We start from the raw sequence: 11,843 nt of genomic DNA, 5'->3' as shown, positions 1-11,843 counted from the left end.
CGTACGCATCGCCCTGGTGAACGTTGGGGCAGCGGCCGGGGTGGGTGCCCCGGCCGCATTCGCCCTGGCATTCGCACTGCCACCCGGCCCGTTCCTTGATGGCCAAGCTGATCTCGGGCCAGTCGGGCGGGTAGCGGAGCACGTTCTCGGGCCGGATCGGCACAACGGGCCTCCGGCTAGTCGCCGCCGACGCCGTGGCGCTGCTCGTGGGAGTCGAGCAGCTCTGCGATGTCGGCGGGGGTGTCGGCGACGCCGACCCAGGCGCCGGTCTCCGTCCACACCGGCACCTCGTCCGTGTCGGCGTCGATGAAGCAGACGTACGGGCCGTAGCGCTCCAGCATCGCCGTGATGGCCTCGCCGGTGTCGGGGTCGGGGTGGGTGGGCTGCGGTGCGGTCTGCAGAAGTTCGAGCGCGGTGACGGCCAGCCACATCGGCTCGTCCGGGGTGCGGGGCACCCGGAAGTAGCCGGTGACGCGGACCTTGTCGCCGGGGACCAGGTCGTTCAGCACGGCGGCCGCCATGACCGGGTCGGTCACCGTGCAGGGCAGGACCATCTCGTCCGTGCGCTCGTCCGTCGGGGAGACGAAGATGCGGAACCGGGTGCTCGTGCCGTGCAGGCCGGGCACCGTCTCTTCGTCCAGGAAGCCGTCCAGAGCGATTGCGTCGGCGGCGCCCATGGTCAGCTCGCCTTCGCGGCCGGAGCCGACTGGGCGGCGTCGTACGCGTCCAGGATCTTCTTCGCGACCATGCCCTTGTCCGCGACCCGGTAGCCGTTGGCGCGCGCCCAGGTCCGGATGTCGGCGAGCTCCTCCTTGGTACGTCCGCTGCCGAGTCCCGGCCGGATCGGGGTGGGTGCGACCGTAGCCGTGGCGTTGGCGGGGTGGGTGCCGGCCATGACGGCGCGCAGTTCCTCCTGGGTCTTCTCCAGCTCGGCCTGGAGGGTGGCGACGCGCTGTTCGGCCTTCCGCTGCGCGTCGTCGACGGCGCGCCGGGCGGCCAGTTCGGCGAGGTCGCCCCGGACCCGGGCGGCCATGCCGCGGATGCCCGCCGTCGGGTGGGCCTCAGCCCAGGCGAGCAGCTGCTCCACGGAGTCGCCGGGGTCGCTGTCCGCGTCCTCGTTGGCGTCGACGGCCGCCGTGTCGTCGGCGTCGGCGGCGGCCGGGGTGCGCGGCGGGTCGTTGGCTTCCGCGAGGGCGGTGATCTCGTCCTCGGACAGGCCGGTGGCGTCCGCGATGGCGGCGGTGTCCGTGCCGTCGTAGTACATGGACAGCGCGGTCGCTTCGGTCGCGTTGAGGGTGCGCTCGGTCATGCCGGTTTCTCCTGCGTGGTCGGGGAGGAGGGGGAGCAGGGTGGTGAGGGTGTCGTCGTCGCCGGGCAGACCGAGGGCGTCCAGGAGGAGGACCAGGTCCTCCTTGCTGCGGGCCTTGCGGGCGGTCACCCGGGCCGCGGCGGCTTCCTGCTCGGTCGTCGTCGGGTTGAGGGGCAGGCCCTCGGCATCGAGTGCCTCCTGCCAGTCGGTGAACATCGCGGCTCCTACGACGCGGCCTTGAGGCCGGCCATGAGCCGGGTGCGGTTGCGCTGCTGGAGCTCGGGGCTGATCAGCCGGTGCGTCGGCATCGGCCCGTTCACCTGCCGGTCCAGCCGGACGATGCGCGCCTGGTCCACGGTCAGCGGGGTGTGCCGGGCGGCGGCGGCCTGCTCACGGCGGGCCTGGTCCTGACGGGCGAGGACGTCGATCCAGTCCGGCCCGAGCCGGTCGGCCATGCGCTTGCGCAGGGCGGTGCGCTGGCCGGGGGTGGTGGCCGCCCAGATGCCGAACCGTGTGACCGGCTTGTTGACCAGCGCCCACTTCAGGCAGTCCTGGACGATGGGGCAGCCGGAGCACGCCTTGCGGGCCTTCTCCAGCCGCTTCTCCGTGGCCGCCCGGGTCTCGCCAGCACGGTCGCCGTTGGTGAAGTCGAACATCTGCGGCTCGGTCTGACACCGGGTCGGGGTGGGGCTGTGGGGGAAGGGGAAGCGCGGGTCGGGGTCGAGGTACGCGGTCGGCTGACCGACGCCGGGACGGCTCATGACGTGGCCTCCGGGAACAGCTCGTTCAGGTGGGGGAGTTGGAGGAGGACCTGCTCGAAGACATCGAGCGGGACGCGCCACGGTCCGAGCGCCCCGGCGCAGGGCACGGGCAGCGGGAGGGCGTGGACGTCGTCCAGGACCAGGTGGGAGCAACCGCGCTGTGCCCACGGGCTGCACGGGTCGCCGTCGTCGGTGTGGGAGCCGGTGATGCGGACGACTCCGAGAACGGCGCTGAAGTGCAGCTCGTGGCCGCGGATCGTGCGGGCCACGAGCGGGTCGCGCAGAGCGGCCCGGTCCATGGTCTTCTGGGCACCGGAGTGCAGCAGGCGCCAGCCCGGCGCCCAGGCGCGGGGCCGGTTCTCCACGCGTTTGTCGCCGTGGAGGATGCACGCCGTCCAGGGCTGCTTGACGGTGATGCCGCGGATGAAGTCCGGGGCATACAGCTTCGGGGTGGTCATGCGGCCGCTCCGAGGCTCGCGGTGCCCGGGCGTCCGGCGCGCCGGCCGTTGACGGACGGCACGGTGGCGTGGGAGCGGTCGGCGAGGACCGCGCGCCCGGTGTGCTTGCCGTCGTACATGGCGGCGTCGGCGGCCCGCTGCAGCACCTCGAGGTCGGTGGTGCCGATCCGGTCGGGAGTGGCGGCTCCGATGGAGACGGCGACGTCGACCAGGCGGCCGTCGCCGATGTCGACGGGCTGGGCGAGCGCGGCGGTGAGCTGGTCCAGGCGCAGGCGGCGCCGCGCCTGGCCGATCCGTACGGCGAGCGCGAACTCGTCTCCCCCGAGCCGGCCGACCACGCCGCGGCTGCCCGCCCAGGCGGTGAGCCGCTGCGCGGTCGCGACCAGCACACGGTCGCCAGCGGCGTGCCCGTGCGTGTCGTTGATGTCCTTGAAGTGGTCCTGGTCGACCAGGACCACGGCGGTGTCGTCGCCGTGGCGGCGCAGGACCTGCCGGGCCCGGGCGGTGTACGCGTCGCGCCTGAGCAGCCCGGTGAGCGGGTCGCGCTTCGCGGCGGCGAGCCGCCTGTGCAGCGCGACGGCGTGCACGGTCCAGCCAGCCAGCGGCACGGCAGCGGTGGTGATCAGGAGGGCGCGCTGCCCTTTCCGGGCGTGTAAGCGCAGGACGGAGTCCATACTGGGGATCTCCCTCTCGTCTTGTACGGGTGGGGTGGGCCCGGGACAGCCGTCGAAGCCGCCAAGCAGAGCGGCTGTCCCGGGGCGTAGCTACAGCTCGAAGTCGCCGTCGTCGGCGCGGGTCCAGCTGTACGGGTTGTTCCATTGGCCGGCGGTCGCGGTCGTCCAGTTGAGCTCCCAGCCGGGCCGGTAGCCGCAGGCTCCCCAGCCGTCCGGCCGGTCGTGGGGGATCTCGAGTCCGGCCTCGCGCGCGGCGCGTGCCGCGTCGTAGACCTCGTGCGAGACCGGGTGGGAACCGTGCATGCCCTTGGTCAGTGCGTCGTGCTCTCGCTGCACGAACTGGTCCCCCAAACCGTGGACTCGGCGGTCAGGGCGGCGACCAGGGCCAGGCCCTCGATGGCGCGGAGGCGATCGGTCATGCTGGGTGTGCTCCTCATCTCGGATTCGGGGTGGGGTGCGGGGCGGCCGGCCTCTTGCCGATGCTGCGGACGCCCCGTGGTCCCTTCGCCCCCGGCCGGTCTCCGGCCGGGGGCGGTGGTGCTCAGAACGGCGGCTCGTTCCAGGCCGGTACGGGCAGGAGCCGGATACGCAGCTCGCGCCGGTCGGACCAGCAGCCGCACGCCTCCATCTCCGGGAAGGCACCGCCGACCCACCAGCCGCCCTCGCCGTGGCAGCGCGGGCAGCCCGGTCGGGGCCGAGCGGTGATCTCGATGCGGTGCCGGTCGGCGTAGAGCTTGAGGTTGCTGGCCCTGAGCGCGGCGGCGGCCGTCGCCGCAGCGAGCGGAACGGCGGCGGCGAGCAGCAGGGCGGCGCGCAGGTGGCGGGCGGTCACTTCAGCGGGCCGCTGCGGCCGTGAGGACGTCGGCGTGATCGAACGCGAGGTGGGGGAGCGCGTCCAGGGGCCACCAGCGGGCGGCCGTGGCGTCGTCTCCGGCCGTCGGCGGAACGGGCGCGGGCAGAGTGGCCGTGTAGGCGACGCTGACGTACCGACCGCGCGGGTCGCGGCCGGGGTCGTCGAAGGCACCTACCTGCCGAAGGTCCGCGACCGGAACAGCGATACCAGCCTCCTCCTCGAGTTCGCGCGCAGCGGCGACAACGCTCGTCTCTCCGACGTCCACATGACCGCCGGGCAGCGCCCAGTAGCCCTCGTACGGCTCCCAGCCCCGCTCGATCAGCAGCACGTGGCCGGCGGCGAACAGGACGACGTCGGCGGTGTAGCGAATCGCCTCGTCGGTGCTGTCGGTGGTGTCGGTCGTCATGAGCTGGTGTCCTCTCGGATCAGGCGGCCAGCAGGTGCTTGGCCGGGGGAGCGATGTAGGAGGCGGGGTCTGCGGGCGTGCCGTCGAAGCACTCCAAGCAGGACCCCAGGGCCTTCAGAGGCAGGCAGTGGAAATAGCGCCGGCCACAGGGGCCAGGACACGTCTGGCGAGCAGCCATCGCCTTGTCGAGCGCGGCTTCCTTCGCGAGCGTCATCGCGAACTTCGGCTTCGCCAGGTCGATCCGGTACAGCCACGCGAAGCGCTTGCCGCCGCGGCATTCGATCCGGGCGACGGGCTCCTGGCCGCCGGGGCGCAGTCCCATCTCCCGCAGCTGGCGGCGGGTCGCGAGGTTCTCGCGCCCGGCCTGCTTCCACCGGAAGACCGGTAAGGAGCCGTCGCCGGGGTCGTTCGGGTCGACGTCGACCAGGTCCTGGTCCTGGTCGGCCATCACCTGCTCCAGGTGCCGGGAAGTCGGCGCTGGGGGACCGGGTAACGGGGGCCGGGAATGGTGGGGCGGGGGCGGCCGATCCTGCGGCGGGGCCGGGGGATGAGCACGATGAACCCTCCATGTCGTCGGTGGCGTGGACGTTCAAGCGCCCGCCACCCCTCGTTGCGGGGCGGCGGGCGCGGGTGGAGCTCAGGCCGGTCGGCCTGCCCGGTCACCGGACAGCCGGCCGCCCGGAGTACGGGCGACGGCGGCCGGTGGCCAGGCGGAGCGACCGGATCAGCGGCCCAGCTGGCGGACGTTGTCCGGGGCGGGGCCGTCGGGCTGGGCCGGAACGCGGATCTGCGGCTGGACCGTGATCTGCGGGGCGCCGGTGTGCACGGTGGAGAAGACCCGCGGGCGCAGGTTCAGCCCGCGCAGGGCGAAGGCCGACGCGAACGTCCAGGCGAGGACGGCGATGGCGGTGGCGACGGTGCGCGAGGTGTCCGGAGTCGTCGTCCAGACCATCGCGATACCCGCGCAGCCCCATGCCAGCCACGTCAGCCGAACCCCGGTGCTGCGGGTGATGAACCCGCCGATCAGGGAGAACAGGCCGGTCACCTGCCACAGGGTGTAGACGGTGGAGGCGCTGATTGGCAGGCCGGCGGAGTGGGCGGCGATGTAGGAGCGGACCGGGTTGTCGATCGTGGCCCACACGCCGGTGGAGGTGTTGTCGCCGACCTGGACGTTCGGCACGGCGGTCAGTATGCGGTGCGCGGCGTCCAGCAGGACGTCGACGGCGCCGTTGAAGAGCAGGACGACGAACGAGAACACGACGATGGCGGCGACGGCCTTGATCCAGTTGGCCATGCCGTGCCATCCGGCGTCGGGCGCGTTCCGGACGTCCTCCCACCGCTCGTACAGGAAGCCGCCCTGCTCCCAGGAGGCGTCCCACCCGGCGCGGACCCTGGCGAAGCGCTTCTTGCTGGGCTCCGTGTCCAGGTCGATGACCGGCGGCTCGGGCGCCTGGTTGAGCAGGTCGAGGTAGCTCGGGTTGTGCTGGCCGTTGACAGGCTTGTCGTCGGACTGCATGGCGGGGCGACTCCCTCGCTCGGGTTCGTGTGATGGACAGTGATGCGCAGGCCGGACGGCCTGGCCCGCACCCGACCGCGAGGGGTACGGGTGCGAGGCAGGTGGTCCGGAGGTGGAGGTCAAAGGCCGCGGGCGTCAGCGAGGCCGGCGGCCTGGTCGACCATGCGGATCGGGACGCGACCCGTGCCGTGCGCGTCGTTGAAGGAGGGCACGGAGTCGACGTCGTCGCCGAACTTGCGGCGGATCGCGTCCAAGAGCACGGCGGCCGCGCTGGCTTCCAGGCCGCTGTCGCCGCGGGCTTCGATCCGGATGGCCCCGAGCATGCAGCGGGCACCGTCCTCGTCGACCAGTGCGTCCTTGCACCAGCCACCGGTGAGCAGCCGGTGGTGAGCACGCTGCAGAAGGGCCGCGACCGGTGTCGGGTACAGGTCCAGCAGCGGGGCGGGCTCGGTGTCGACGGGAACGATGACGACGTCCGCCAGGTCCACGGGCTCGGTGTCGATGTGCGCCGTGTTGACCTCGTAGGCGACGGCCGCTTCGTCTAGGCGCGCGGTCATCTCCGTGTTGATGAGCGTCAGGCGTTCCTCGAGGGTCAGTTCCGCCGGCGGCGCGGGCGCTGCGGTGGTCGTGGTCTCTATGGCGGGGTGGGTCTGGGGCATCGGGGCTCCCTGGGGGCGTCGAAGGGCGTGGTCGGGGATGGCGGCCTTCGACGCCGGCGGCCGGGGCGGTTTTAGATGCTGGAGATCCAGCCGGTGACGGTGCCGATCGCGTCGCTGATGGTGGGCCCGGCGGCGGTGGAGGCGAGGAAGAAGCCGAAGCCCATGCAGGCCAGGGCGGGCCCGAGGCGTACGGAGCCGCCCCGGATCAGGACGAAGACGACGATGCCGAGCAGGACGACGGCGGAGATCGATACGGCCACGAGTGGGTGTGTCCTTTCAGAAGCAGGAGGGGCCCGGCCTGGTGGCCGGGCCCCTCGGGTTGGGGTGGGTGGGTCAGACGCCGGAGAGGTTCTTGATGGCCTCCAGTGCCTGGCGGGGGGAGGTGACCGCGTCGCGGCGCGTCGCGGGCTTGCCGCCCCCGCCGCGGCGCTTGTCGCCGCCCTTCTTGGGCGCGTCGTCGTCACCGTCCTCGTCGTCGGGCTCGGGGCCGAACTCGCCCGGCCGGGGCGGCTCGGTCCAGTCGAACCACAGGTCCCGCGCTTCGAGCTCGCGTATCTCGTGGTCGGTGAGGGTGGCGATGGTGTCGGGGAAGTAGCCGTCGATGCCTGCCTTGAAGTCCATGAACAACGTGCGCAAGACGTCGGGCTGCTTGCCTTCGACGATCCATCCCGCGCCGCCGGTGTTGGAGTCGGCGGGCGGCTCGGGCTCGCCGCGCATCACCCGCTCGATCCGGCCCTTCTCCGCGGGGGAGAACGAGCGCGGGAGGGGGTCGGGGGTGTGCTCGGACGGGATGCCGAGGGCCTTGAACATGTCGCCGACCTTCTTCGGCGCGACCTTCAGCACGACCGGGATGCAGTTCTCCCGCAGGTTCTCGCACAGCAGCTGTGTGAACCCGTCCTGCACGTAGATGGACTGGCCGGCCACCTTGATGCCGATGCCGTACTTGCGGCCCTTGACCGACACACGCTCCGCGAGGTCCATGATCTCCACGCCGTAGTCGCCGTTGCGGGCGGCGGAGAGGAACTCATCCAGGTAGGCGGACAGCATCCGGTAGGGGCAGCCCGGCAGGTTGGGGTCCCAGTCGTGGACCTGCCCGTCCTCCCACGGCATCTCGCCGCGGATCTCCATCAGCGCGTCCAGGACCCGAAGGAGCCGGATCATGTAGAGCGCGCCGACGCCGTAGCGGGCGGTGTGCTTGCCCAGCGCGGCGGTCTTCTCATCCGGCGCCTCCGTGGCCAGCATGACCACGGCCCCGAACAGAGCGTCAGCCGCGACGTGCAGGGCCATCAGCTGGGTCTTGCCGCCGCCGGACGGGGCGACGAACAGGCCGTGGGCGGCGCCCCGGTCGGTGTAGACGCGGTTACGGGCGGGCTGGCCGTTGCCGAGGTAGCCCGTCACCCACCGGCCGTCCTTGTCCGGGGTCAGCAGCTCCCTCGTTGCGGGGAAGACCTGCGCGAGCGGCGAGCTGTCCCACAGAGAGACCAGGACCTGGCTGCCGTCGACGGTGACGAACATGCGGCCTTCGTCGTACTTGGTCTTCAACGCGGCCGCCAGGGCGTGCAGGTTGACCCGCGCCTCGCCCATCTCGTCGGGGACCTGGGCGATGTAGTGGGTGACCCGGCGGGCGTGGTCACGGACCTCTTTGACGAACTTGGAGCCGGGCACGGGCCCCCCGGCGGCGCCGATCCGGTCGGCCCACCACTCGTGGGCGGTGGGGGCCTTGCGGCGCCGCTCGTTCGCGTCGGGGGTGACGTCGACTTCCTTCCAGGCGGGGCCGCCCTCGCGCCCGTACTGCCGGACCACCTCCCTGAAGTGCACGTCGGTGACGTCGACGCCGAACGCGGCAGCGACGACTTCCTCGGTGAGGCCGGTGATCGGCCGTCCGGCCTCGGAGGCGCGCAGCAGCAGCGACAGGTCGTTCGGCATGCCCTCGTGCGGGGTGGCCTTGACGACGATGGTGCGGCCGGGCATGCCGCGGTTCTCCCAGAGCCAGCGGACCTGGCGGGTGAACTGGTCGGCGCCGTCGTCCGGCTGCGCGGGCGAGGGCTCGGGGACGGCGGGCTGCAGCTGCGGCGCGGGGGCCGGGGCGGCGAGGGCGGGCCGGTGGTGGCGGCGGGTGTGCCGGGAGAACGGCATCACCAGCAGGCCTGCCGCGGCCCATCCGGCGGCGAGCAGGACGTCCATGCAGTAGGGGCCCCAGCCGATGGTGTTCTTCGCGGCGACGTCGACGGCGGCAGCGAACACGAGCGGCGACCAGCGCAAGAACTTGCGTCCCGCGCCGGGCTCGTCGCTCTTGTAGGCCAGGACCCAGCCGCCGATGCCGGCGGCGCCCGCCAGCTGCACGACCGTGTTGACGGGGCTGTCGGGGGAGAGGTTCGGGGCCGCGGCGAGGACCGGCGCGGCCAGGGTGTACAGGGTGCGCTCCAGGGCGACGCTGCGCGGCATGGACACGGGGGTTTCTCCTTCGGGAAGACGATGGGCGGCCCCGCCGTCGGTGGCGGGGCCGCCCATCAGGGGGTTCGGTGAGTCGGGTTCAGTGGGCGAAGAAGCCCGGCTTGGGGGTGCGCTCCGGGCGGCCGGAGCGGATGGTGTCCAGGCCCTCGTACAGCCGCGCGTGCTTACGCCGCGTGTCCGTGGTCAGGCCGGACACCTCCTGGGCCGTCTCGTGCAGCTTGCGCACTTCGACGGCGGCGCCGCCCAGGGCGACGGACACCTGGTTGGTCATCTCGATGAACTTGCGGTCCAGTTCGGCGTTGGCGATGTCGACGGCCAGGCCCTCCGCGCGCTGGGCGTTCGTGCGCATCCCGCGCAGCAGCGTCTCCAGTTCGTTGCTGGCCAGGTCCATGGCCGTGCCGAGCGTCTTGAGCTTCTGCTGGACGGCCTTGTAGCGGTTGTCGCCGTCCGTCTGGGCGGCAGCGCCGCCGCCGGTGGTGGGTGCGAGGTCGCTCATGGCGAACCTCCTTTCTAGTCGTGGTGGGCGGCGGCGGAGGCGGTGGCCAGGCCTGCGTCGTCCATGGCCTGGATGTCCTGGCCGTAGACACGGCCGACCGACATGGCCGCGATGCGGGCGGCTTCGGAGGCGATCTCGCACTCGGTGGCGCACCGTTCGGCGAGCTGCTTCATGCGGGTCGCGGCGTCGGCCAGGTCCGTGATCTGGTCGACGACCTCGGTGGCGATGTTGTGGTCGTTGGCCAGGTCGGTGGCCATGTCCCGCAGGGCGTCGGCGACCTTGCCGAGCGCGACGGCCAGGTCCTGGGCACGGTCTTTGTCGAGTGCGGCGGCGATCGCGATGTTCACGATCTCCATCAGGTACTCGCCGAAGGTGATGTCGGTGCGGTGCTTGGCCGCCATGCCGGCCTGGCCCGAGCTGGGCTTACTGACCTCCGATGCCACGGGGTCCTCCTGTGCGGTGGGTCGGGTGGTGCCGGGACGCTGGGTGTGGGGCTCCGGGGCGCGGGGGAGGCTCGCCGTGCTGGAGACGGGGGCCCCGAAGGGATCGGCCGCGTCTTCGACGATGACCGCGTCTGGGATGTCCTCCTCAGCCTCTTCGGACTTCGGGGGACGGCTGGACCGGCCAGGACTGTCCACCGTGACCTTCAGGTCTTCGGGCCGAAGCCTTGAGGGCTCCTCCGGCTCGGGCGGGGTGGTGTCCTCGCCGGGCTTGGTGAAGAAGTCCTTGACCTTCTCCTTGAAGGAGCGCTTGTCGTCGCTGTCACCCGCGTCCGGCGGGTCCTTGACGTCGTCGGGCTTGGGGCCGTCGTCCGTCCCGGTGCCGTCCTTGGCGTCCTTGTCGCCCGAGCCGTCGGACGGCTTCTCGCCGCTCTTCTTGCCGTCGTCCGGCTCCTTGGTCGCGGAGTCGTCCTTCGGGCCGTCAGAAGACGACTCAGGGTCGTCCTTGGTCATCTTCTTGGTGGTGGCCTCAGAGTCCCTGTCGCTGGTGGAGTCCTTAGCCTTGCCGCCGTCCTTCGCGGCCTTGTCCTTCTCGGCTGCGCGGCGCTTGTCCCAGCGGCGCTGCGCTTCCTCCGATACGGCCGCGCCCAGGGTGGTGCGGTCGTCGGCGGCCTTGGCAGCCTCCCGCTTCGCCTTCCTCGCGGCCTTCCGCTCGGCTTTCGCCCTGCGGCGTTCCTCGCGTGCCGCCTGCTGGTTGGCGCGGTCCTGGTCGCGGTCCTTGCTGCGGTCGGCGAGGTTGGCGGCCTGGTCGGCGCTGCGCCGCTGGTGCCGGGCGGCCTGGCGGGCGGCGGCGCGCTCCTGGCGGCCGCGGGCCCGTTCAGCCCGGGGGCTGGAGGCTGGCGAGTCCTTCGACTTGCCGCCGTCGCCCTTCGAGCCGCCCTTGCCGGAGCCGGAGCTACCCGAGCCGTTCTTGCCGCCGGGGCCGCCCGAACTGCCCTTGCCGGTACCGGACTTACCCGTGCCGGAGCCACCAGAGCCGTTCTGACGGCCTTTCGCGCCGCCGGGCGACTCATTGCCCTTCGGGCCGCCCCCACGGCCGCCAGCGGAGCGATCAGAGCCCTTCCCGGCACCCTTGGGGGAGTTGCTGCTCCCAGAGCCTCGCCCGGAGCCGCCGGACCCGTTCGTGCCCGAGCCCCGGCCGCCGCCGGTTCCCCGGCCCGAGCCGCCGGAGCTACCGCCGCCTCCGCGTGAGCCGCCCCCGCCGCCGGCCTTCGAGCGCCCGCCCTTGTCGGCGCCCATGCCGGAGCTCGAAGACCGCGCTGCGTCGGACTTGCCGCGCGCCGCCGCCTTGTCGGCCTTCGCCTTCATCTGCGCGGTGTGGAGCTTGGCGTTCTGCTCCATCATCGCGGTTTCCTGGGCGGTGCGGGCTTCCAGAAGCGCTGCCTTGCGCGCTATTTCAGCCTCACGGAAAGGCGCTTCTCCGGCGTGCCGGTCCCGCGCCACTTCCAGCCGGTATTCCAGCCAGTCACCGAGGCGATCGGCGAGGGAACGAGGCTGCTCGTATTCGCCTTCCTCGTATTCTCCGTCGCCGGAATCAGGGGCGTCGGGCATTCCCGTTTCCCGCAAAGCCGTTTCCGGGGAAATGGGCCCGCGAATAGCCGGGAGTTCCATTGTCGTCTCTTCCGGGGACTCCGGAGGCACAGGGCCACCGGCGCCGCCGTCAGGCGGTTCGGAGAAAAAGAAATCCCCACCGTCGGGAGCATCCGGCATTCCTCCGGAATCACTGCCCCGAGTGGGGAGGTTGATTACGTTGCTGT

The 11,843-nt window shown here is 72.2% G+C and carries 15 protein-coding genes; all 15 read right to left on the bottom strand.

Going from position 1 to position 11,843, the window contains the following annotated elements; translation table 11 throughout:
* Positions 1–176: 176 nt before the first annotated feature.
* Positions 177–677 carry a hypothetical protein gene (locus KUM44_RS17805; protein ID WP_217208905.1) on the bottom strand — a complete coding sequence of 167 codons (501 nt, stop codon included), beginning with the start codon at positions 675–677 and terminating at the stop codon, positions 177–179.
* 2 nt (positions 678–679) lie between these two features.
* A complete protein-coding gene (locus KUM44_RS17800; RefSeq protein ID WP_217208903.1) occupies positions 680–1,525 on the bottom strand; it encodes a histone-like nucleoid-structuring protein Lsr2 in 846 nt (281 codons plus the stop codon).
* An 8-nt stretch (positions 1,526–1,533) separates the two neighbouring features.
* On the bottom strand, positions 1,534–2,070 hold the full coding sequence (locus KUM44_RS17795; RefSeq protein WP_217208902.1) for a WhiB family transcriptional regulator: 537 nt from the start codon (positions 2,068–2,070) through the stop codon (positions 1,534–1,536).
* Positions 2,067–2,528, bottom strand: coding sequence for a hypothetical protein (locus KUM44_RS17790; protein ID WP_217208900.1), 462 nt, complete (start codon positions 2,526–2,528; stop codon positions 2,067–2,069). Before KUM44_RS17790 ends, KUM44_RS17795 begins: the two co-directional genes overlap by 4 nt.
* Complete coding sequence (locus KUM44_RS17785; RefSeq protein WP_217208898.1) at positions 2,525–3,202, bottom strand: GGDEF domain-containing protein; 678 nt, start codon at positions 3,200–3,202, stop codon at positions 2,525–2,527. The genes KUM44_RS17790 and KUM44_RS17785 overlap by 4 nt, the downstream gene beginning before the upstream one ends.
* Positions 3,203–3,292: 90 nt before the next feature.
* Positions 3,293–3,538 (bottom strand): hypothetical protein, encoded by a 246-nt coding sequence (locus KUM44_RS17780; RefSeq protein WP_308402643.1) that lies wholly within the window; start codon positions 3,536–3,538, stop codon positions 3,293–3,295.
* A gap of 205 nt (positions 3,539–3,743) precedes the next feature.
* Positions 3,744–4,034, bottom strand: coding sequence for a hypothetical protein (locus KUM44_RS17775; RefSeq protein ID WP_217208897.1), 291 nt, complete (start codon positions 4,032–4,034; stop codon positions 3,744–3,746).
* A gap of 1 nt (position 4,035) precedes the next feature.
* Positions 4,036–4,461 (bottom strand): NUDIX hydrolase, encoded by a 426-nt coding sequence (locus tag KUM44_RS17770; protein ID WP_217208896.1) that lies wholly within the window; start codon positions 4,459–4,461, stop codon positions 4,036–4,038.
* Between the two features lie 19 nt (positions 4,462–4,480).
* Complete coding sequence (locus KUM44_RS17765) at positions 4,481–4,909, bottom strand: RRQRL motif-containing zinc-binding protein (RefSeq protein WP_217208895.1); 429 nt, start codon at positions 4,907–4,909, stop codon at positions 4,481–4,483.
* A gap of 276 nt (positions 4,910–5,185) precedes the next feature.
* Positions 5,186–5,977 (bottom strand): hypothetical protein, encoded by a 792-nt coding sequence (locus KUM44_RS17760; protein ID WP_217208894.1) that lies wholly within the window; start codon positions 5,975–5,977, stop codon positions 5,186–5,188.
* Between the two features lie 119 nt (positions 5,978–6,096).
* Positions 6,097–6,636, bottom strand: a complete 540-nt coding sequence (locus KUM44_RS17755) for a hypothetical protein (protein WP_217208893.1) — start codon at positions 6,634–6,636, stop codon at positions 6,097–6,099.
* Positions 6,637–6,707: 71 nt separating this feature from the next.
* The gene (locus KUM44_RS17750; protein WP_217208892.1) at positions 6,708–6,896 is read right to left on the bottom strand and encodes a hypothetical protein; all 189 of its coding nucleotides are present in this window, start codon (positions 6,894–6,896) and stop codon (positions 6,708–6,710) included.
* Between the two features lie 73 nt (positions 6,897–6,969).
* Entirely contained in the window at positions 6,970–9,087 is a 2,118-nt protein-coding gene (locus KUM44_RS17745) for a chromosome segregation protein ParM (RefSeq protein ID WP_217208891.1), read from the bottom strand.
* An 82-nt stretch (positions 9,088–9,169) separates the two neighbouring features.
* Positions 9,170–9,586, bottom strand: coding sequence for a conjugal transfer protein TraB (locus KUM44_RS17740; RefSeq protein WP_217208890.1), 417 nt, complete (start codon positions 9,584–9,586; stop codon positions 9,170–9,172).
* Between the two features lie 14 nt (positions 9,587–9,600).
* On the bottom strand, positions 9,601–11,637 hold the full coding sequence (locus tag KUM44_RS17735) for an ATP/GTP-binding protein (RefSeq protein WP_254389663.1): 2,037 nt from the start codon (positions 11,635–11,637) through the stop codon (positions 9,601–9,603).
* Positions 11,638–11,843 lie beyond the last annotated feature (206 nt).

The sequence above is a fragment of the Streptomyces sp. AC550_RSS872 genome (assembly GCF_019049285.1).
GTDB lineage: Bacteria > Actinomycetota > Actinomycetes > Streptomycetales > Streptomycetaceae > Streptomyces.
The sequence above is the reverse complement of the archived record's forward strand: the minus strand, read 5'-3'. Positions and strand labels throughout refer to the sequence as shown.

Bases quoted from the DNA above. Each gene is read 5' to 3' on its own strand.
- KUM44_RS17805 (WP_217208905.1), bottom strand. From the start codon at position 677: ATGGGCGCCGCCGACGCAATCGCTCTGGACGGCTTCCTGGACGAAGAG.
- KUM44_RS17800 (WP_217208903.1), bottom strand. From the start codon at position 1,525: ATGTTCACCGACTGGCAGGAGGCACTCGATGCCGAGGGCCTGCCCCTC.
- KUM44_RS17795 (WP_217208902.1), bottom strand. From the start codon at position 2,070: ATGAGCCGTCCCGGCGTCGGTCAGCCGACCGCGTACCTCGACCCCGAC.
- KUM44_RS17790 (WP_217208900.1), bottom strand. From the start codon at position 2,528: ATGACCACCCCGAAGCTGTATGCCCCGGACTTCATCCGCGGCATCACC.
- KUM44_RS17785 (WP_217208898.1), bottom strand. From the start codon at position 3,202: ATGGACTCCGTCCTGCGCTTACACGCCCGGAAAGGGCAGCGCGCCCTC.
- KUM44_RS17770 (WP_217208896.1), bottom strand. From the start codon at position 4,461: ATGACGACCGACACCACCGACAGCACCGACGAGGCGATTCGCTACACC.
- KUM44_RS17765 (WP_217208895.1), bottom strand. From the start codon at position 4,909: ATGGCCGACCAGGACCAGGACCTGGTCGACGTCGACCCGAACGACCCC.
- KUM44_RS17760 (WP_217208894.1), bottom strand. From the start codon at position 5,977: ATGCAGTCCGACGACAAGCCTGTCAACGGCCAGCACAACCCGAGCTAC.
- KUM44_RS17755 (WP_217208893.1), bottom strand. From the start codon at position 6,636: ATGCCCCAGACCCACCCCGCCATAGAGACCACGACCACCGCAGCGCCC.
- KUM44_RS17740 (WP_217208890.1), bottom strand. From the start codon at position 9,586: ATGAGCGACCTCGCACCCACCACCGGCGGCGGCGCTGCCGCCCAGACG.
- KUM44_RS17735 (WP_254389663.1), bottom strand. From the start codon at position 11,637: ATGCCCGACGCCCCTGATTCCGGCGACGGAGAATACGAGGAAGGCGAA.